Here is a 21,130-nt window from a genome sequence, read left to right as displayed (position 1 = left end):
CGGGGTGAGGGTGGCGGAAGGTAAAAAAACCGCTCAAACCCTGTCGATCACATGGGCGAAGGAGCCCATGACACGGTCCTCGCGCAGCCCCATGGCGGGCAGGTCCTCACCCAGCGCATCGCGGGCCGAAAACAGCCGTTCGGCCCCGCCTTCGCTCACGATGCTGGCGTAGTGGAATTCATGCGCCGTCAGTTCCATGCCGAATGGCAGATCCGCAAAAGGTGTCAGCTTGCGGTAGCCGAGGTGCAGCTTTCGTTTCCGAAAACTGGTCACAAGCGGCAATAAATCCAGCATCTCGTGGGCTATACCTTCCGCGTCGATCAGCGTTTGCCCGAGTGTCATATACCCGCCGCATTCGCCGTAGATCAGCGCGCCGCGTTCCGCAGCCAGCTTCATGCCGGCCTTGAAGTTCGATACGGCCGCAAGCTTCCCGGCGTGAAGTTCCGGGTAGCCGCCGGGCAGGAAGATGGCATCGGCGGTTCCGTCCGGCGCCTCGTCGCTTAGCGGGGAGAAGAAGGAAAATTCGGCCCCTTGCTCGCGCCAGCCGTCCAGCATATGCGGATAGGAAAAGGCGAAGGCGGTATCGCGGGCAATGGCGATGCGTTGTCCGAGCGGCGGCAGCTTGCTTGCCGCATCGGCGTGCACGACAGGCCTTGCGATTTTCGTCAGCGCATCCAGATCGACATGGCCTGCGACATGTTCTGCCGCGCCGTCCAGAAACGCAGCCAGGTCGCCATGTTCGCCTGCCTGGACAAGGCCCAGATGGCGCTCGGGCAGGGTCAAGGCGTCGGATCGCGGCACGGCGCCCAGAACCGGCATGCCGATATCGCCAAGCGCGCGCTCGATCATTTCGCGGTGCCGGGGGCTGCCGATGCGATTGAGGATGACGCCAGCGACCGTCACGTCGCTGCGGTGATCGCGAAAACCGCGCACAAGTGCTGCCACCGATTGCGATTGTTTCGCCGCATCGACGGCGAGCACCACGGGCAGCTTCAAGAGGGCGGCAAGATCGGCGGTGGAGCCGGTGCCGTCCGCAGCCCCGTCGAAGAGGCCCATCACGCCTTCTATGACGAGAAGTTCCGCCCGATCGGCCTGTCTTGCGGCAAGCTCGCGCAATAGGTCGGGGCGCATGGCGAAACCGTCGAGATTGACGCAAACGCGTCCGCTCGCCGCCGCATGAAAGGCGGGGTCGATATAGTCCGGCCCGACCTTCGCCGAGGAAACGCCGATGCCGCAAGATTTCATGGCGTTAAGCAGCGCAAGCGTCAGCGTTGTCTTGCCCGCGCCCGAGGTTGGGGCGGCAAGGATGAGCCCCTTCGCGCTCATCCCGTCTCGGAGCTCTTGCCGAGTTTCAGCGGATCGGGGTCGAGAACCTTGCCCGACAGCGCACCCAGCCAGTCCAGTCCGGCGCGAAGGCGCACCACGTCGCCGACGCACACGACCGCCGGCGGCTCCAGCCCGGCGGCTTTCGCGTCTTCCGCCGCACGGCCGAGCGTTGTTTCAAGCACGGCCTGGTTTTCAAGCGAGGCATTGCACACGATACCCACAGGTTCGTCCACAGACCGTCCACCGCTTGTCAACTTGGCCGCGATCGTCTCCAGATGCTTCATCGCCATATACATGACGATCACGGGAGAGCCTTTGGCGACCGCGTCCCAGTTAACGGCCGAGGGGGTGAGCCCCGTCTGGTCGTGGCCGGTCAGAAACGTCACCGTCTGGTTGGTGTCGCGGTGGGTCGCGGGAATGCCGGCGTAGGCCAGCCCGCCGATGCCGGCGGTAATGCCCGGAATGATGCGGAAGGGCACATGCGCGCCCGCCAGCGTCAGCGCTTCCTCGCCGCCGCGCCCGAAGACGAAGGGGTCGCCGCCTTTCAGCCGCAGCACGCGCTTGCCCGCCCTCGCGTAGTCGATCAGCTTCAGCGAGATGTCGCGCTGCTTAGGGCTTGGTTTGCCGCCGCGTTTCCCGGCGTAATCCACCGTCGCGCCTTCCTTGGCGAAGGCGAGGATGGAGGTGTCGACCAGCGCGTCGTAGACGATCACATCCGCCTGGCGCAGTCCGTTCAGCGCGTGCAGCGTCAAGAGCCCCGCGTCGCCGGGGCCCGCACCTGCAAGCCACACCCAGCCCGGCTCGAATACCGGCAGGTTCAGCGCTTTCAGGGCTTCGTCGGATGCGTGTGTCATGGTTTCGACTTGTAGACGCTCGCCCGGCTCGCGCCAAGTCTCGAAGCGGCGGAAATCAAGCGCGAATACGACGCATGAGCCCCTCGCCAGTTCCTGAAAGCCCTTCTATATTCGCACGCAATGAGCGAACACGATCCCTCAAAACTTCGCCGTGGCTGGACCACGGGCGCCTGCGCCACGGCCGCCACCAAAGCGGCCTATACGGCGCTTTTGACGGGCGAGTTCCCGGACCCTGTCGAAATAACCCTGCCGAAGGGGGAGACGCCTTCCTTCGCGCTTGCCCTTGAGGAGAGGGGAGAGGGCTTCGCCCGCGCAGGGATTGTCAAGGACGCGGGCGACGACCCGGACGTCACCCATGGCGCAACGGTGATTTCGACCGTCAGGCTGAGGACCGCCGGCAATGGCGTCACGTTCCGCGCAGGTCGAGGTGTCGGCACGGTGACGCGCGCAGGCCTTCCCGTTCCGCCGGGCGAACCGGCGATCAACCCGGTCCCGCGCCGCATGATCGAGCAGGCGGTGGCGGAAGTTGCCAGAGATCACGGCGGCGATGGCGAGGTGGAGGTGGAGATTTCCATTCCGGGCGGCGAGGCTTTGGCGCAGAAGACCATGAACCCGCGTCTTGGCATTATCGGCGGTCTGTCGGTGCTCGGCACGACGGGCATCGTGCGCCCCTTCTCCTGCGCGTCCTGGATCGCGTCGATCCATCGCGGTATCGATGTCGCCAATGCGGCAGGGCAAAAGCATGTGGTGGGGGCGACGGGCTCGACGTCGGAAGATGCCGTCAGGCGCCTTTACGACCTGCCGGACTACGCCTTTCTCGACATGGGCGATTTCGCGGGCGGGCTTTTGAAATACCTGCGCCAGCATCCGGTGGAAAGGCTTACGCTCGCCGGCGGTTTCGCGAAATTCGTGAAGCTTGCGCAAGGCGCGCTCGACCTTCATTCCGCCCGCAGCCGGGTGGATTTCACAGCACTCTCGCAGGTGCTTCTCAAGGCGGGAGCCCCCCAAGACCTCGCGGAAAAGGCGCGTCATGCGAATACGGCGAAGGAGGTGCTCGATCTCGCCCGCGCCGAAGGCATAGAGGTTGCGGATATCGTGGCTGCCGAAGCCAAGCAGGCGGCGAAGACGATTTTGCGCGGCAGCCCGGTTGATTGCGAAGTTTTGATCGTCGATCGTCAGGGCGTCATGATTGGCAAGGCTGGTTTCGACGCGAATGCCTGAGTTCAGGATACTCCTTCTCGGCGGCACGGGCGAAGCGCGCGAACTCGCCGCGCGGCTTGCGGGTGATGCCCGTTTGCACGTCATCGTCTCGCTTGCCGGTGTCACTTCAAATCCCGAAACCTATCCGGTGGAGACGCGCATCGGCGGTTTCGGCGGGGCGGATGGACTTGCGGATTATCTGAAGAAACACCGCATTTCGGCGGTTATCGACGCCACGCACCCCTTCGCGCGGTCAATCAGCACGAACGCGGTCGCAGCGGCGGGCGAGAGGAAAATTCCGATCGTCCGCCTTGTCCGGCCCGCCTGGCAACCGGAACCGGGCGATAACTGGACGCCCGCGCGCGACGTCGAGCATGCGGTGGAACTCGTGCCCGATGGCGCGCGCGTGTTCCTGGCGATAGGCCGCAAGGAAGTCTCGCGCTTTGCAAACCGCCATCGCATCTGGTGCCTGATGCGGATGATCGAGGCGCCGGACGAACAGACACGCCTTCCGCCCGGCGAACTCCTGCTCGCCCGCCCTTCGCACTTTGTCGATGACGAAAAGGCACTGATGGAGCGTCACCGCATTACGCATCTCGTTGCCAAGAACAGCGGCGGCCCCGCCGGATACGCCAAGATACAGGCCGCCTGCGTGCTTCATCTTCCGGTCGTCATGATCCGCCGTCCGTCGCTTCCCGCAATTGCGGAAGTGGAGAGCGTGGACGGAGTACTGGCCTGGCTTGACGATATCTTTACCGTTCCTGAAACCGGCTGACGCAGCGGTCGCAGATAATTTACCCCTCTCCTGTATGACGGGCCTTGCGTGCCTCTTTTAAGGTCACGCGGGTTTCGGGAGGGAGAGTTCGTCTTGGCCGGTATTTCGGTGGTGATGTGCACGGTCGGAAAGGCCCGAAGCGCTGCCGACTGCGTGGCCAGCGTGCTTGCCCAGAAGCTCAGGCACGGCATGACGCTTGAAATCGTCATCGTCGACAACTCGGTTTCCGGCGTTGCGCGGCAATGGGTGGAGGCGGCGGCTGCTGCGGGCGATCCCGTCCGTTACGTTCACGAGCCGCGCCCCGGCATTTCCCACGCTCGTAACGCCGGTGTCGCAGCCGCGAAGGGCGAATTCCTCGCCTTCATCGATGATGACGAGGTCGCCGAGCCCGATTGGCTGCAAAACCTCCATCGTGCGCTTGAAACCCATTCCGCCGACATCGCGACCGGGCCCGTCGTGCCGATATTCGAAGGAATGGATCGGCTCGGCTTCGATCCAACGCCCTTCTTTTACGGGGAGCGCGAGGCGATGGAAACCGGCGCAACACTTGAGGCGGCACGCACCGGCAACGTTCTTTTTCGGGTGGCCAGTTGTCTGTGGGAGCCGGAGCCGTTCGACCCGAAGCTAGGCCGCTCCGGCGGTGAGGATACGGACCTCACCTACCGGCTTCATCTCAAGGGCCGGAAGATCATCTGGGTCGCGGATGCGGTCGTTCACGAATACTGGCCGCGGGAGAAGGCGAGCCTGCCCGCCTTCCTGCGCCGCAAGCGGATTACGGCCAGAAATACGACGTTCGTTAGGGTCAGCCACGCGGCAAGCCCGGCAAGGGCAGCGCTTCGCACGGTCGCCAAGGCGCTTCTTCAGCTGGCGATCTTCCTGCCGCTCTCGCTCGTTCTTTATCCCATAAGCCGACAGCGTTTCGCCGCCGCCGGCCTGCATGTGATGTCGGCCATCGGCAAGCTCACCTTCTGGATGCGCGCGCGCTACTACGGCGATGCGCCAGAGGCTGCCGAACCGGAGGCGGCGGAATGAGCGCCGGTTCCCGTTACAGGATCGCCGTGCTTCATCAAGGCTGCGTGCCGGTCTACAGGCGCGGCTTCTTCGAGCGGTTATCGGAAGTGTCGGCAAACGAATACGTCGTCTTTCATGGGCTGCCGCCGTCCAACACCTCACTGCAGGCGGCTTCGCCGCCGTTTTCCTTCGAGAATGTCGAGGTGAAAAACCGCGAGCTTCGCCTTGGAAATTCCGTCGCGGTCTATCAGCCGGTCGTCTGGCGTTATCTGTCCGGCGGCTTCGACGGGGCCGTCATCGGTCATGAGTTCAAGTTCCTCTCAAGCCTCGCGATCCTTTTCCTTTCGAAGCTCATGGGTCGGAAGGTCGTCTGGTGGGGCTTTGGATACCGCAAGGCCTATGGGTCCTGGCAGAAATCGGGACTTTCGGGGCTGAAGGACGGGCTGGCGCGCCGGGGCGCCGATTTCCTGGCGAAGCTCGGCAGCGGCTATCTCGCCTATACGGCGAAGGGTGCGGAATACTTGCATGAAATCGGCGTGCCGGATGCGCATGTCGCCGTCGTCCGCAACACGATGGACGTCGATGAGCAGATCCGTCTGGCGGATCAGGTGAAAAATCTCGGTGATACGGAGATGCGCGAGGAATTCGCCCTGATGCCGGACAGCCACGTACTGCTCTATGTCGGCAGGCTGGTGCCGCGCAAACGCGTCGATCTCCTGATTTCCTTCGCGAAATCGCACCCTGAGATCGCCGGCAAGCCGGTCGAGGTGCTTGTCGTCGGTGATGGCGAGGAGCGGATCCGGCTCGAAGCTCTGGCAGAAGGCGCTGAAAACGTTCATTTCCTCGGCGCGATAGACCCTTCCGATATCCGCATCGCCAAGGCGATGAAGCTTTCCGCCGCCGTCGTCGTGCCGGGATATCTCGGCCTTGCGGTCAACCATGCCTTTGCCCATGGGCGGCCCGTTATCACGCTCGAGCATGATTTTCACAGCCCCGAGGTCGAATATCTGTCGAACGGTGAGAACGGGCTGATGATCCCGGGCGGCGAGGAGGGTTTTGCCGAAGGTCTCGCCGGCTTCCTGTCCTCTCGCGAAGAACAGTCGCGGCTTGCCGAAGGCGCGAAGGCAGCGCGCGAAAGCTTGCGGCTCGACCATATGGTGCAAGCCTATGACGGTTTTCTCACCCGCCTTTTTTCCGGAAACGACAAGGGCTGAGGCATGGCCGGATTGAAGCAGCGGATCGTCGACGGGCTGAAGATCGCCGATCTCGGCGATACGCTTATCCGTCGCTTCCCACCGCTTTATGCCGCCTACCGGCGCGAGCTTGCCGAATTCGAATTGGCGGATTTTGCGGAACGCAAAGCGCGGCAGGATGCGCTGATCGAGCAAACGCTCGATTCTGCCACTCGTTTGCCGGCTTATGAGAAGCTCAAGGGCAAGCCGCTTGTCGACTGTCCACCGCTTGCGAAATCAGAGCTTAAATCCCGCCCGCAATCCTATATCGCTAAGTCCACCCTGCCGGTGGCGAAGGGCGAAACCAGCGGTTCCTCCGGCGTTCCCCTGTCGGTCCGGCGCAGCTTCGCCTCGGTCGTTTTCGAACAGGCGGCGATCGATCACGTGGTCGCGCTTGCCGGGGCGGATTTCGCGAAAGACCGCGTCGCGGTCCTGCGTGGCGAAAGGCTGAAAGATCCATCCGATTTTTCGCCCCCCTTCTGGCGGATGCAGAGCGGCGGACGGGTGATGAATTTTTCCGCCGCGCATCTCAACCTGAAGACGGCGCGTGCCTTCCACACAGCCTTGCAAGACTTCGCCCCGCGCATCCTCTGGGCCTATCCCTCGGCCTTGGAAATGCTCATCGCGTGCCTTGAAGCGGAGGGGTTGAGGCTTTCGATTCCTGTCGTGCTGACGTCTTCTGAAGTCCTGACCGACGATCTGCGCGAGTGCGCGGAAAAGGCGTTTGGCGCCACGGTTGCCGATTACTACGGCCAGGCGGAGCGCGTTTCCTTCGCCTATGCCCTCAAGAAAGACGAATATCGCTTCATGCCGGCTTACGGCCATGTCGAGCTTCAGCCGCTCGGGCAATGCCGATTCAGCCAGATCGCGACGAACCTGAGGAATTCCGCCCAGCCGCTCATCCGTTACGAGACCGGCGACGTGATCGTGGCGGACGATGCGGATGATCCCCGCGCGATGGAGGAAATCGCGCTGGGCGTGCGTTCCTTCACGCGCATAGAGGGGCGCGAGAGCGATTATCTCATCGCGCCCGACGGCAGCCGGCTCATCGGCATGAACCATGTTCCGCGCGCCATTCCCGGCCTTCTGCAATTGCAGCTTCGCCAGCAAACTACTGATTTCGTGAAGGTTATGGCGGTTGCGCAGGGAACTCCGGGTGAAGACTTGCGCGCCGAAATCGAGGCGCGGCTTTCGTCGCGCCTGCCCGCCTCCATGCGCGTCGAGGTCGAATTTTGCGAGGCGCTTGCGCGTACCTCGCGCGGCAAACTCCCGTTCGTCGTTCGCGAATTTGAGCAGAATGCCGCAAAAACACTCGCTATTTCCGCAGATTCCCGGTGATTCGCCCTTCCGGTTAACAGGACGGGAAGGAAATTCCTTCATAACGATACGGAACTTGAGAGCCGCATCCGGACCTAAACCGGACGGGGGGTGTTATGCGTATTTCCGTTTTCGGGCTCGGTTACGTCGGCGTGGTCACGGCGGCGTGCCTTTCGCGCGATGGCCATACGGTCATCGGCGTCGACAATCAGCAGGTCAAGGTCGATATCGTCAACGACGGCAAGACGCCGGTCGTCGAGGATCATGTCGGCGAGCTTATTTCCGCCGCCGTCGCGTCGGGAAAGCTGAAAGCCACCACAAATGCGCTGGAAGCCGTGCGCGAGAGCGAGATGTCGCTCGTCTGCGTCGGCACGCCGAGCCGGAAGAACGGATCGCTCGATACCGACGCGGTCGTTCGCGTGTGCGAGGAGATCGGCGCCGCGATCGCGGAAAAGAACGCGCCGCACAAGGTCGTCATCCGTTCAACCGTCCTGCCCGGCACCATGCGCGGCGTGGTCATTCCCGCCCTTCGCGAGAAGGCGGGCCATGTCGAAGGACTCAGGATCGGCAACAATCCCGAGTTCCTGCGAGAGGCGAGCGCGGTGCATGACTACGACAATCCGCCGAAGATCGTCATTGGCGCGGAAACGCCGGAAGCCGCACGGGAAATCGCCGAGATCTACAGGCACATCGAGGCGCCGTCCTTCCTGACCTCCGTCGATACCGCCGAACTCGTGAAATACGCCGACAACGCCTGGCACGCGGTCAAGGTCGCCTTCGGCAACGAGATCGGCAATATCGCCAAGGCCGTCGGCGTCGACAGTCACGAGGTGATGTCGATCTTCTGCAGCGACGAGAAGCTCAACATCTCGCCGCGCTACCTCATGCCGGGGTTTGCGTTCGGCGGTTCCTGCCTGCCGAAGGACGTTCGCGCGCTCACCTACAAGGGGCGCGATCTCGACCTCGAACTGCCGCTTTTGAACAGCGTCATCCGCTCCAACGAGGAGCAGATCGCCCGCGCGTTCGAAACCATCATGTCCTACGGCAAGCGGAAGATTTCCGTCTTCGGCATCAGCTTCAAGGCGGGCACGGACGACCTTCGCGAAAGCCCGCAGGTGGAGCTTGTCGAAAAGCTGCTCGGCAAGGGCATGGACATCCGGATCTACGACCGCTTCGTCAACTTCGCGCGGCTTTACGGCGCGAACCGCGATTATATCCTGAACCGCATCCCGCATATCTCCTCCCTCCTGATCGACGATTTCGACGCCGTACTTGCGCATGGCGACGTCGTCATCATCGGCAACAACGCGCCCGAGTTCGAAAAGCTGCCGGGCCGGGTCGGCCCGCATCAGCGCATCTACGACCTCGTTCGTCTTAAAGGCATCGAAATCGCACGGGAAGGCTATGAAGGCGTCAACTGGTAACGAGATCGAGGCTTCCGCCGAGCGCATCTTCGACCGGCGCGTTCTCATCATCGTCGAGAACCTGCCCGTCCCCTTCGACCGGCGCGTCTGGTCGGAAGCAACGACCCTGCGTGCCGCCGGCTATACCGTTTCCGTCATTTCGCCGACCGGCAAGGGCTTTGAGGCCGAATACGAGGTGATCGACGGTATCTACGTCTACCGCCACAGGCTGCCGATCGACGCTCATGGGCCGATCGGTTACCTGCGCGAATATTCCGCGGCCCTTTATCACGAGGCCCGGCTTGCCTGGAAGGTGAGGCGCGAGCGCGGGTTCCATGTCATTCACGGTTGCAATCCGCCGGACCTGATCTTTCTCGTGAGTTGGCTCTTCCGCCCTTTCGGCGTGCGTTACCTGTTCGACCATCACGACATCTGCCCGGAGCTTTTCGAGGCGAAGTTCGAAAAGCGCGGGCTTCTGCACAAGGCCATGAAGTTTTTCGAATGGCTGACCTTCAGGACCGCGAGCGTTTCCATCGCCACCAATGAATCCTATCGCGGCATCGCGATTTCGCGCGGCGGCATGGACCCGGACGATGTCTTCGTGGTGCGTTCTGGCCCGAAGATCGAAAAGCTCGAGTTGCGCGATCCCAAGCCGGAACTCAAGAAGGGTTTCAAACATCTGGTCGGCTACGTCGGCGTGATCGGCCAGCAGGAGGGTATGGACCTTCTGGTGGAAGCCGCCGGCCATATCGTCGGCGACATGAAACGTGACGATATCCACTTCGGCATCGTCGGCGGCGGGCCGGAACTTCCCATCGTCCAGGCGGATGTGGAAAAGCGGGGGCTCGCAGAGTATTTCACCTTCACGGGTCGCGCGCCGGACGATCTCCTGCTCGACATGCTGAACACGGCCGATGTCTGCGTGAACCCGGACCGGGTGACGCCGATGAACGACCTTTCGACCATGAACAAGATCCTGGAATACATGACGCTGAAGAAGCCGATCGTGCAGTTCGACATGCGCGAGGGCCGCGTTTCGGCGGGAGAAGCCTCGCTTTACGCGAACAAGAACGACGCCCGGGATCTTGCCGAAAAGATTGTCGAACTGCTCGACGATCCCGAGCGGCGCAGGCGAATGGGCGAGATCGGCCGCAAGCGCATTCTCGACACCTATTCCTGGGATCACTCGGTGCCGGTGCTTCTCGCCGCCTACGACCGGCTTTTCGAAAGATTCGAGAACAGACCCTGATGCGCGCTGAGAGCAAGCAGTCCCGCCTGATCTGGTACGCAAATCGCCTGCGGTCGATGAGCGCCGGCGAGATCACCCACCGTTTCGCCGAGTTTGCGAAGAAGCGGCAGGCGCGCGGCTGGACGCAGCGTTGGGCGGCGTTCGAGATGCCGACGGGCCCGCTGCCCGCCTATCCGGGCAAGGTCGCACTGCATCAGGCAGATGAAAATCTTCTCGCGGGCTGGCGCAAGCTTGCCGCAAGCACCCGGTTTCGTCGGTTTTCCTTTCTGGGGCAGGATTGGCCGGAAGCGGGTGGCGCATCGCTCTGGCATCTTGATCCGGCAACGGAACGCGAATGGCCGAAGGACCGTTACTGCTTCGATATCGACTATCGCCACAACGAGGCTTACGGCGATGTCAAATACGTATGGGAGGTCAACCGTCTGCAGTATCTGCAGCCGCTTGCCGCCCTTGCCGCGAAAACGGGCAACGCCGGCCTCAAGGAGTTTATCGCAGGCGAGATCGAAAGCTGGATCGACGACAACCCGCCGTTTTTCGGTGTCAACTGGCCGTCGGGGATCGAGCTTTCATTGCGCGCGATCACGGTGCTGATCGTCGTCCGGCTCATCGGCGCGGATGCCTTTTCCGAAGAGTTGCGCGGCAAATTGCGCGCGTTATTTTCCGCCACCGCGACATGGCTCGACCGTTACCCATCCGAATTCTCCTCCGCCAACAACCATCTGGTGGCTGAAGCCGCCGGGCTTTATCTCGTTGGCGCGACGTTGACCGATCATCCCGAGAGCACGCGCTGGGCGAAGAAGGGCCGCGCCATCCTGGAGCGCGAGGTGGAAAAGCAGATCCTTTCCGACGGGATCGGGGCCGAGCAATCGCCGACCTATACGGCTTTTACGCTGGAGTTCTATCTGCTTGCCCTTCGCGCGGGCGAAGCGCTGGGCGAGCCGTTTCCGGCTTCCTTTTACGAGCGGCTTACGCTTGCCGGCGAAGCGCTTTCCTGGTTCCTCGATGAAAACGGCTGCTCTTTGCGCATCGGCGACGATGACGAGGGCAGGGTCCTTTTCGACGATCCCGCGCGTGACGCGCGCTATGTCGCCTCGGTCCTTTCCTGCCTTGCCGCCGTTTGCGAGCGTGCGGATATCGCTCCTCTCGCGGCTCCCGTTCATTTCCGCAATCTCGTGCTCGGCGGGCCCGTTCTCGCGCAGGAAAAGCTTGAGGGCGTCAGGTCCTTCGGCGACGGGGGCTATACCATCCTTCGCGACCAGGTTGCGGACAAGCCCGCCATCCTCGCCGTGGATCACGGCCCGCTCGGTTATCTTTCCATCGCCGCCCACGGCCATGCCGATGCGCTCAGCGTCTGGCTCACTCATGACGGCGTGCCGCTTCTCGCCGATGCCGGCACCTATCTGTATCATTCCGGCGGGGCGTGGCGGGACGCGTTTCGCGGCACCGCGCTTCACAACACCTTGACGATTGGCGGTGAGGACCAGAGCCGCATTGCGGGTGCGTTCAACTGGTCGTCGAAGGCCGAGGCGAAGCGTCTGGAAATTGTCGACGCGCCTTCGGATTTCCTCGTCTCCGCCTCACATGACGGTTACCGGAAATCCTTTGGCGTCGATCACATTCGCGAGGTTCGGCGCACGGGCGAGGCCACTTTCGAGATCGTCGACCGGCTGGAAGGCGAGGGCGATGATCCGCGCGATGTCCAACTGGGCTTTCTTGCCGGCGAAGGGGTGGAAATCGTGCCGACGAACGGCTTTTTCGCTTTCATCGCCAATGGCGCGCCGCGCATGTGCCTGGAGCCTCCCGAAGGGGCAGAACCCCGCGTGGTGATCGGTGCGGAGGATGAAAGGCTCGGGTTTATCTCGCCACGCTTCGGCGTTCTCCTGCCCGCGTGGCAGCTTGTGCTGAACACCCGTGCGGCACCCGGCCGGCGTCTCGTCACGCGGCTCCGCCTGCTATGAGCCTTGTGCCGAAGATCGTCCGCGTCATTCTCGCACTCGTCTTTTCGGTGTCCCTGCCGCTGCTCGCCCGGGGTGCGGATCTTCCGCAATTCTCAAAGGGCATCAATCTCGCCCGCCTGCACAACCTTGCGCATCGCGACCCGGAAAGACCGGGCAAGTTCCTGTGGCCGCCATTTCGCGGCGATCTTGCGAAGGTGAGCGATGCGGAATTGAAGCAGCTCAAGGACCTCGGCTTCGATTTCATCCGCCTTCCCGTCGCGCCCGCTCCCTTCCTGACGGTGACGGAGGCCGAAAGCCGCATCCTGACGGACAAGCTTTTCGACACGGTGAAGCGGCTTCAGGATCACGGCTTCGCCGTCCTGCTCGATCCGCATCCGGGCCACGGGGGCGCGAGGTTCAGCGCGCCGCGCATTCTGAGCAGCCCGTCGAACGAGGAATTCGAAGCCTATCTGCAATGGCTTGAGGGGCTTGCGCGCCACATGCGCCGTCTGCCGGGGAGGAAATCGGCCCTCGGCCTGATGAACGAGCCGCAGGCCGATTGTCATCACCTCGTCTCCACGGACTGGACGGACATTCAGCCGCTGCTCTACCGGGCGGTGCGCGATGTGGCACCCGATCTTGCGGTGGTGCTCACCGGCGGCTGCTGGTCGTCTCACCGGGCCCTTGGGTATCTCGACATGGCGCCTTACGACGAAAACACCATCGTCGATGTCCATTATTATTCGCCGCATTATTTCACGCATCAAGCGCTTCCCTTCGCCAGCGAGCCGACGCGCTATCTGGCGGGCCTCGCCTACCCCGGCGCGGATGGAAACATCGATGAGACGCTGCGCCTTACCGAAGAGCATATAGCGCACATGCGCCGGACCCGGCCGGAGCGCGTCGCGGACGATGCGCTTTCGCAGGCGAAGGCCGCAATCTCGCGTTATTACGACGACCCGCCGCCCGTCGACAGGGCTTATATCTCGGGCCATTTCGACATTATCCGGCGCTGGGCGGGTGCTCAGAACGTCGATCCCGCGCGCATCGTCATCGGTGAGTTCGGCGCGGCCCGCCCGCCCGCCGGCCTGCCCGCGATCCCGGGCCGCAATGCCTGGATCCGCGACGTTCGCGAGGAAGCCGAAGCCTCCGGTTTCGCCTGGGCCTATTGGGACTATAACGCAGGCAGCGGTTATCCGGGCTTCGGATTGGTATTCGACAATGAATCACGCACAATCGACCCGGACATGGTAAAGGCGCTCGGTCTTGACGAAACGGCAATAAGCCGCTGAGGCTGGGCTCACCTTTGCTGAAGGTGATCGGTAGCGGGACGAGACAGGCGTGACGCATTCTGCCATGGGTGAACGACTGGGCGACGGCGCGCTGAGCGACCGGGCGGCGGGTGATGGCTTGCTCGGCTGGGTTCCCGCCCTCATCGTCGCCTATATCACGTTGCTTTCGCCGCTTTTCGTCGTCCGCGAATTTTCCGAAAACTCGGATGCCGCCGTCACCGCATCCCAGTCGAACGCGGTCAACCAGCTCTTCTGGATCGGCCTTTTCGCCGCCGTCGTGCTCGTCGGCTGGCGGCGCCTGCCGCGTCTCTTGCCCGTGCTGAAGCAGCCCACGGTCCTGATCATCCTTGCCTTTCTCGCCTTTTCCTGCGCCAGCGTCCTGTGGTCGCCGGTTCCCGGCATCGCGTTCCGCCGTGTGATGCTGCAGGTCATCGTGGTATTTGCCGTTGTCGCGCCGATGTTCATGGTCACGGACCGTGCGGCTCTCCTGAACCGTATCGTCGCCGTCTTCCTGTTGACGGTCGCCGTCAACGTCGTGCCGGTGGTGACGGAACCTGCTGGCCCGATCGGCCATGAAGGCATTTACGCGCACAAGAACCAATTCGGCCTTGTCGCAGCCTATGCCTTCGTTTTCAGCCTTTTCGCCGTGGCTCGCTTCCGGGGGTACTCGCGCTGGCTCGCGGTTGCCATCGCCGCTGTGGCGATCCTCGAGCTTGTGGTGAGCCGGTCGAAGACGTCGCTGGGCCTCAGCCTTTTGATCCCGGCCCTGTCCGCCGGCGTTATCGGCCTTGGCGCCATCTCGGGCATTCGTGCGGTTTATCTCGTCATATTCGGGGCCTTGTTCGGCGTTTGCGGATATCTCTTTTTCAATTACCTTTTCGATTACAGCTTTGCCGATCTGTCGATGCTTCTCTTCGACGACACCACCTTTACCGGCCGCACCGAAATCTGGGATTTCGTTTTCGGCATTATAGGCCGTCAGCCGGTGTTCGGTCAGGGCTACGGTTCTTTCTGGGGCGCGGGCGCGGGGTCCATCGTCGCGCTGGAAGCGCCTGGCTTCATCGGCCAGCTTCTGCAATCGCACAACGGTTATGTGGACGTGCTGCTTGAAACCGGGGCGATCGGCTTCGGCCTCCTCCTGCTTCTGGTCTTTTTCACGCTTTTCGATGTCGGCGGGTTTCGCGGCTCCTCGCGTGCCGAAGCCTGGCTCGTGCTTTGCGTCTCACTTTTCGCCATCCTGCACAACATGCTGGAAAGCAGCTGGTTCCGGGGCTACACGCTGGCCTGGCTCATGTTCCTGATCGCGACCGCCTATTCCGCCGCGCAGAAGGAGGCGGCCGACTGAAGCCGGCTTTTCGCCCGCATATTGCTTTTCCCAGCGGCATTCAGCGTTTGCTAACCTTGTCTGATTACTTTCTGCTAAGCATAACAAATCCTTTGGACAGACGGTCGGCGTGGATCGGATGAAGGAATTTCAACAGGCAGGCGAGCCGGAGGGCGGAGGGTTTCCCGATCCCTTCGCGGTCATCCGCGCCCTGCGCGATCGCTGGAAGGTGATCGCGGCGGTTGCCGCTGCCGTGGTGCTGGCCACCGCCGTCTACGCCTTCACAGCGACACCGGTCTACACCGCTGCGGCGAAGATCATCCTGGACGCGTCGAGCCGGCAGCCGTTCGAGGACGCGAATTCGGCGACGCGGCTTTCCAACGATCCTTTCGCCGTCGACAGTCAGATCGCTGTCATCTCCTCGGCTTCCGTCCTTCGCCCCGTCGTGGAGGCGCAAAACCTCGTCGACGATCCGGAGTTCGGCGACGGTGGCGGCACAGGCCTTTTGAAAACGCTTCTCGGCGGCCTCTTCGGTTCGAAGGAGGCGGACCCGGCAGACGGGGAAGCGCGGATCATCAATGCGGTTCGCGCGCTCGGAAAGGCGGTCAACGTCAGCCGGCAGGGCGCGACCTATGTCATCAATATCGCCGTGCGGTCGGAAAGTCCGTCCAAGGCGGTGCGGCTTGCCAATGCCATCGCTCAAGGATACCTGAGCGAGCAGCAGCGCAGCTCGCGCCAACGTGCCGACCGCCTGTCGGAGCAGGTCGACGAGCGGCTGATCAGCCTGCGCGAGCGCCTGCGCGAAACGGAGCAGCGCGTCCAGCGGTTCAAGGCGGAAAACCAGCTTCAGAGCACGGCGGAAGGCACGCTTCTCGTCGGCCAGGAGCTTGACGGGCTGAACGCCCAGCTTGTCGAGGCGCGCAGCGCCCTTGCCACGGCCGACGCCAGTTACCGGGAAATCCAGCGCTATCTCCAGCGTCAGGTGGATCCCACGGCGCTTGGCGATGTGGTGTCGAACCCGCGCATTACCCAGCTTCTGGAGCAATATGCCAATGCGGTGCGGGCGGAAGCGTCCCTGTCGACCGACCTTCTGCCCTCGCACCCCACCCTCCAGCGGGCGAGGGCGCAGGTTCGGCGCATCACCGACCTCATCCGGGACGAGCTTCGCGCCGTCGGCGAGGCGAAGAAGGTGGAGCGTGACGTGGCCGAGGAGCGGGTCGCCAATCTGACACGCCAGATCGATCGCCTGCGCAGCAATTCGGATGCCGGCGAAGAGCAGCTCATCACCTTGAGGGAGCTTGAAACGGAAGCCGCCGCCACCCGTGCCGTTTATGAAAACGTGCTAAGCCGTGCGAAGGAGCTTGGCGATCTGGAGCAGGTCACCGCGCCGCTTGCGCGCATCATTTCGCCGGCGGAGCTGCCGGAAGGTCCGTCCTGGCCGAAAAAGAAGATCCTGCTCGCCCTTGCCGGCGTCCTGGGGTTGATGCTGGGCACGGGGCTTGTGGCTTCATTGGAAGTCTGGCGGCAACTGCGTGCCGAATTCGGGCCGAAGCTCCAGGCTGCCGCGCCTGCCGCTCCCGCCCCGCGGCCGCAGGCGCAAACGTCCCGGGAAGTCGCCGGTCTTCCGGTCATCGGCGCCTTGCCGGCCATCGACGGGCTGAAGCCCCGCCATCTCGATCAACTCGACCTGAAATCATCGGCTCGCCTTGCCTATCGCATTCTCGCCACCGACGACATTCGTGGCCTGCCCGCCCCGGCGGCCAATTTCGAGACCGCGGTCGCGGCCCTCAACACCCGCCTGCTTGCCGGCCGGCGGGAGGGCGAGAGCATGGCGATCCTGGGCGTCGAGCCGCATCTGGGCGAAGGCTTGAGCCTCACCGCCTTTTCGCTTGCCCTCGGTGCCGCGGCTGAAGGGCTCAAGGTTCTGCTTGTCGATGCGAATGCGCGCGACAAGGGGCTGACGAGGCTTCTCGACGACAACGCATCCTTGCGCACGCTCACCTATTCGGAGCGTATCGTCAGCAATCGCCTGTTCGACCTGAGCTTCCTGTCGCTCGTCTCGGGCGCGCCCAAGCACCGCCCGCCGGAGTTGACCGAGGAACAGCTTGAGGAATTGCGCGACATCGCGGGGGGGTACGACCTCATGTTCGTGGATGCCGGCACATTGGATGACGCCCGCTCGCTTGAGCCCGTCAGCGCGCTTTGCGATCGCGTTCTTGTCACCCTTGGCGGGCCGCAGGACGTTTATTCCAGGCTGTCGACGCTCGATCCGGTATTGCGCGAGATCGCGGGCGCGAACCCCGTCTCGGTGGTGCAGACCCGCATCTCCTGACTTCTTGTCCGGTCTTCGGACCAGGCGGGGTCATGGCTGTTGGCGCCCGACCTCGCCCAGCACATTGTTGAGCGCTTGCTTGTTCGGCGCGAATTTTTCGATATAGGCGCGTCCCAGCGGCCGGTCGAGGTATCCGCCTGCGTGTTCCTGCAGTATATCCAGGCCATAGTCGTAATTCGTCTCGATGACGACGGGGCCGTCCACCGATAGCGCGACGTCCCAGCCGAGCGAGCGGAAGGGCAGCAGGGCTTCGGCTGCCTTCGTCACGACATTCAGCACCTCGTCCCAGAACGGTATTTGAAGCATGTCGGGGGATGCCGAACACAATTCGCAAAGGTCGTAATAATCGCCGCCGTATTTCGCGTCCCTTCTTGCCCGGCCACTGATCCTCCCGGTTTCAAGGTCGATGCCGGCCATCACGCCGCCGCTCGAAACATTGTCGGTGATGGCGCCGCGCGCGCCGATCCTGATCGCCGCCGCATTGAAACGCACTTGTCCGTCGTCGCCGATAAGCGTGTCGATCCTCACCGTGTTGACGGATGTCGGGTTGAAGCGCGCCATCGCGGCATGCTGGTGGATGGTTTCCTGAACCAGGAAATCATCCCAGTAAAAGCCGTTGTTCGTCGTGAAAACGAGGTGAAACAGGTCCTTTTCGCCAAGTGCGGCACCTTCATGCAGGAGGCCGCCGCCCTCGACGCGCATCCGGAAGACGGCGCTGCCCGACCCTCCGCCGCGCGGCTTGATGATGATCCCGCACGGCAGCTGAAGGGTTTCGATACCAGTCAGGAATTCGCCGAATGTGGCCGGATTGCCCGCGCGGTTGAAAATCAGCCGGTCCTTCAGCCTGTAAAGCGTTCTGGTCGATGGAATGCCGGCGCGTGCAAGCCGTTCCTCGAAGGCGAGCTTGTCCTGGATCAGCGTCCTCTCGCCGCCGGCGTTCGCCGCCTCGCGCGTGCGGTGCAGAAGTTCCGGCGGCAGATAGCGGGCGATTTCCGCCCCGAAGGTTCGGCGGAACAGGCCGTGTTTCACGTATTGATAGGGGATATAGCGGTAAAGCCGCCAAAGATGGAGCATGTCTGCGGCCTGCCTCAGGACGGGCTTGCGGTCGCCGGCCCTGAAGTAAACCGGAAGCTCTTCGCTCAGCATGCGGTAGACGCGGCGCATCGGACGTATCAGGCGGCTTCGGGCCTTGACAGGAGGTCGGGGCTTCGATTTCGGCTCGCTCATGCCGCAAGCCTTTCCCGCCTGTCGAGCGCCCTGGCAAGCGCCGTCAGCCGCCCCAGAACGGCGGCGCGCGCAGGTGCGGGCGTCAGGTTGTGGTCCGCATCGGGCAGGAAGGTCAGTTGCACGTTGCCATAAGCCTTGATGCGCTTCTGGTCCGGCCCGAAGTAGCTTTGCAGTTCTTCAAGGCCCGGATCCTTTTCGCTGTAGATGATGAGGGCCGCAACGCCGCGTCGCTTCAGGGCCGCCATGCGCGCGTGCACCAGCTTATCCAGCCGGTTGTGCATCGAAAGGGGGCCGAGGGCGGGCGCGATTGCCTTCATGAACGGCCGCGACAGCCCGCTCGCCAGCTTGCCGGCGGCCTTGCGGAATTCTTCCGGGCTTGAGAGCGCGCGTTTCAGCACCGCCGGGTCGCGCATCTTGGCGGTGTAGTTGGAAAGCGGCTGGACGGGTTTTTTCAGTTCCGTGTCCACATCCTGTTTCGGGTTCCATGCGAAACGGCGCGAGTTTACCATCACCATGGCGTCGATGCGCTCGTCCGCGACGGCCGAAAGCAGCGCCAGATAGGCGCCGCTGCATCGCCCGTAGACGATCACCGTTTCGATGCCGCGCGCCTTCAACTCGTCGATCGCCGCCTTGACGTCGTCGATCTGGCGGTCGGAATAAAGCACCTGGGCTTTCTGGTCCGGCCAGGGGGGGCTTTCGCCGATGTTCGAAAGATCGATCCTGAGGCTCGCGATCCCGTTGCTCGCCAAGGCGCGGGCAAAACTCACATGAACATTCGCCCAGCCGCAGTGGTGGTCGTAACCGGAATTGAGGAAAAGCACCGCCGTCTTTGCGTTCGCGCCGCATGGTTCCGCGAAAACGCCGAAGAGCCGCTTTCCCTTCCCGAAGCGCAGCATCTCCTCGCGAACGCCCGAGGCGGGTTCGATGGACGTTTCCTCGTCGCAAATGGTCCGTCCGGGGATCGGCGGGCCCGAATGCTCGAAACGCTCTTCCGCCCAGCCCGCGACCGCCTCGATAACACCTTCCGGTACTTGCGAAAGTGTCGGATCCGAAACGTATTCGGCGTAACCTTCGAATGGCGTCACGGTGAGGTCGCATCCGGCGGCGCTCAGGTGGTCGGTCAGGGCCGCATCGCCCGGATGGTCCGGACGGGCTACGAATAGTGTGGGGAGCTTTGCCGGCAAGTCCTCTTTCTTGACCGAAAGCATCTTCGCTTCCAGCGCCACCTCCTTCGACAGCACGAAGCCCGCCGCCGTCAGGCTCCCTTCCGGGCCGTCGTCGGGGCCGACGAGAAAGGTCGGCCGGGTGAAGGACGTCCAGGCCGCGACCTCGCGAAGATATCCCCGCCCGGACGCAGGAGGTGCCAGAAGCACGAGCCCGGCGACCGTGGGATCCGTTGCCGCAAGGTGAGCGGCATAGAGGCAGCCGATGCCCTGACCGAGCACGATCACGCGCTTCAGGCCATGGAAGGAACGAAAGTCGTCCAGAATCCCCCTGGAAGGAACGATCCAGCCCGTTTCGGAATTCTCCTCGCCGCCGGAATCGCCCGTGGTCGGATAGTCGAAACGAAGCGAAGGAAACCCTGCCGCGGCAAGCCGCTCTCCCATCAGGCGAAAGGTTTTTCGCGCGCAAAGTTCCTCATAGCCCCACGGGCTCAGGAAAAGGGCGCCGGTATCGCCCTCGCCGGCGTGCAGCATCGCCGCCAGCCCGCCAAGATAGACCGGCTGCGCAAGCCCCCGCTGAGAGCAAGATGTTGCAGGCGTTGCGTCAGTTTCCCCGAAAAATGCGTTCATCAAAGGCGCCGCATAGTCGTTGCATGTGTGCGAAGACTAAGGGGAAAGGGCTGATAGAAGGTTTATGCCGCAACGTATAATTTGGTTAGAAGCGGTAACGGAGTCGCCGCGCGAGCGCATAGGCCACGCCCTTGAATTTCGCCGGCGGCTTCACGATTTCGGCAAGGCCGCTCGCCGGATCGAAATCGCGGGTCAGCGACCGGCGCGGGCAAAACCAGCTTCCCCTCATCGCAAGTCCTTGGGAGCTTGTGAAAACTCGCTGAAAACCGGCCGTTTTCAGATGGGCCAGCACATGCTGGTCGAAGCCGCCGAAGGGAAGGGCGGCCGTCATGACGGGCTTTCCAAGGACGTCCTCGATCTTCCGCCTGGCATCGGTGAATTCCCTTTGTCTGCCTTTTTGGTCGAGCCCGCGCCAGTCGACATGATCGTATCCGTGGCTGCCGATTTCCATTCCAGACGCTGCAAGTTCGCGGATTTGACCGGCCGAGAGATAGCCTTCCTTGCCGATACGTCCGGCGAGCACGAAGAAACGGCCCTTTCGCCCGTGTTTTTGAAGGACCGGCAGGCCAACCTCGAAATCTGACAGATTTCCGTCGTCGAAGGTGATATTTGCGCGAATTGCGTAGCGTTCTTCCAGTCCGTGAAGCGTTTCCACCGCCATCTCGAATTGCTCGCGCGAGACGAAATAACGCTCCTCTCCGGGCGCCAGAGGCACGCGCGGCTCGCCGATGCCGTGAAAGGTTATGTAAAGCTCGCTCGCCAGCATTCGCGGCTCCAGGGACTATACCTGCCGCACATCATGGCGAGGAAATCTTAATGTTGTTATGCGTTCATGGCGGCGAACGGACCTAACGGAAT

16 protein-coding genes are annotated in these 21,130 nt (G+C 62.9%); 11 read left to right on the top strand and 5 right to left on the bottom strand.

Translation table 11 applies throughout. The features are described 5' to 3' along the window. Positions 1-33: 33 nt before the first annotated feature. Positions 34-1,326: a cobyrinic acid a,c-diamide synthase CobB gene (locus tag HPQ64_RS01520; RefSeq protein WP_172886633.1), complete on the bottom strand. Its 1,293-nt coding sequence runs from the start codon at positions 1,324-1,326 to the stop codon at positions 34-36. Continuing rightward, complete coding sequence (cobA, locus tag HPQ64_RS01515) at positions 1,323-2,180, bottom strand: uroporphyrinogen-III C-methyltransferase (protein ID WP_172886632.1); 858 nt, start codon at positions 2,178-2,180, stop codon at positions 1,323-1,325. Before cobA ends, HPQ64_RS01520 begins: the two co-directional genes overlap by 4 nt. Positions 2,181-2,300: 120 nt before the next feature. Here cobA and HPQ64_RS01510 point away from each other — a divergent pair, with 120 nt between their 5' ends. From HPQ64_RS01510 to HPQ64_RS01460, 11 genes are all read left to right on the top strand, one after another. Beyond that, a complete protein-coding gene (locus HPQ64_RS01510; RefSeq protein WP_172886631.1) occupies positions 2,301-3,401 on the top strand; it encodes a cobalt-precorrin-5B (C(1))-methyltransferase in 1,101 nt (366 codons plus the stop codon). Then, entirely contained in the window at positions 3,394-4,155 is a 762-nt protein-coding gene (locus tag HPQ64_RS01505) for a cobalt-precorrin-6A reductase (RefSeq protein ID WP_172886630.1), read from the top strand. Before HPQ64_RS01510 ends, HPQ64_RS01505 begins: the two co-directional genes overlap by 8 nt. Before the next feature lie 93 nt (positions 4,156-4,248). Then, positions 4,249-5,187, top strand: coding sequence for a glycosyltransferase family 2 protein (locus HPQ64_RS01500; protein ID WP_172886629.1), 939 nt, complete (start codon positions 4,249-4,251; stop codon positions 5,185-5,187). Next, positions 5,184-6,380, top strand: coding sequence for a glycosyltransferase family 4 protein (locus HPQ64_RS01495; protein WP_172886628.1), 1,197 nt, complete (start codon positions 5,184-5,186; stop codon positions 6,378-6,380). The genes HPQ64_RS01500 and HPQ64_RS01495 overlap by 4 nt, the downstream gene beginning before the upstream one ends. Positions 6,381-6,383: 3 nt before the next feature. Continuing rightward, positions 6,384-7,736, top strand: a complete 1,353-nt coding sequence (locus HPQ64_RS01490; RefSeq protein WP_172886627.1) for a phenylacetate--CoA ligase family protein — start codon at positions 6,384-6,386, stop codon at positions 7,734-7,736. Between the two features lie 95 nt (positions 7,737-7,831). After that, positions 7,832-9,139, top strand: a complete 1,308-nt coding sequence (locus HPQ64_RS01485) for a nucleotide sugar dehydrogenase (protein ID WP_172886626.1) — start codon at positions 7,832-7,834, stop codon at positions 9,137-9,139. Further along, on the top strand, positions 9,120-10,367 hold the full coding sequence (locus tag HPQ64_RS01480) for a glycosyltransferase family 4 protein (protein ID WP_172886625.1): 1,248 nt from the start codon (positions 9,120-9,122) through the stop codon (positions 10,365-10,367). Before HPQ64_RS01485 ends, HPQ64_RS01480 begins: the two co-directional genes overlap by 20 nt. Further along, positions 10,367-12,325 carry a heparinase II/III family protein gene (locus HPQ64_RS01475; protein ID WP_172886624.1) on the top strand — a complete coding sequence of 653 codons (1,959 nt, stop codon included), beginning with the start codon at positions 10,367-10,369 and terminating at the stop codon, positions 12,323-12,325. Before HPQ64_RS01480 ends, HPQ64_RS01475 begins: the two co-directional genes overlap by 1 nt. After that, positions 12,322-13,596: a glycoside hydrolase family 5 protein gene (locus HPQ64_RS01470; protein WP_172886623.1), complete on the top strand. Its 1,275-nt coding sequence runs from the start codon at positions 12,322-12,324 to the stop codon at positions 13,594-13,596. Before HPQ64_RS01475 ends, HPQ64_RS01470 begins: the two co-directional genes overlap by 4 nt. Before the next feature lie 49 nt (positions 13,597-13,645). Continuing rightward, entirely contained in the window at positions 13,646-14,941 is a 1,296-nt protein-coding gene (locus HPQ64_RS01465) for an O-antigen ligase family protein (RefSeq protein ID WP_172886622.1), read from the top strand. A 118-nt stretch (positions 14,942-15,059) separates the two neighbouring features. Continuing rightward, positions 15,060-17,252 (top strand): GumC family protein, encoded by a 2,193-nt coding sequence (locus tag HPQ64_RS01460; RefSeq protein WP_172886621.1) that lies wholly within the window; start codon positions 15,060-15,062, stop codon positions 17,250-17,252. Positions 17,253-17,282: 30 nt separating this feature from the next. Here HPQ64_RS01460 and HPQ64_RS01455 read toward each other — a convergent pair whose 3' ends face one another. From HPQ64_RS01455 to HPQ64_RS01445, 3 genes are all read right to left on the bottom strand, one after another. Then, the gene (locus HPQ64_RS01455; RefSeq protein ID WP_172886620.1) at positions 17,283-18,479 is read right to left on the bottom strand and encodes a sugar-transfer associated ATP-grasp domain-containing protein; all 1,197 of its coding nucleotides are present in this window, start codon (positions 18,477-18,479) and stop codon (positions 17,283-17,285) included. Beyond that, a complete protein-coding gene (locus HPQ64_RS01450; protein WP_172886619.1) occupies positions 18,476-20,272 on the bottom strand; it encodes an alpha/beta fold hydrolase in 1,797 nt (598 codons plus the stop codon). The genes HPQ64_RS01455 and HPQ64_RS01450 overlap by 4 nt, the downstream gene beginning before the upstream one ends. 85 nt (positions 20,273-20,357) lie before the next feature. After that, entirely contained in the window at positions 20,358-21,038 is a 681-nt protein-coding gene (locus tag HPQ64_RS01445) for a polysaccharide deacetylase family protein (RefSeq protein ID WP_172886618.1), read from the bottom strand. Positions 21,039-21,130 lie beyond the last annotated feature (92 nt).

The sequence above is a fragment of the Hongsoonwoonella zoysiae genome, assembly GCF_013266695.1.
GTDB classification, from domain to species: domain Bacteria; phylum Pseudomonadota; class Alphaproteobacteria; order Rhizobiales; family Stappiaceae; genus Hongsoonwoonella; species Hongsoonwoonella zoysiae.
This window is presented reverse-complemented; position numbering and strand designations above follow the sequence as displayed.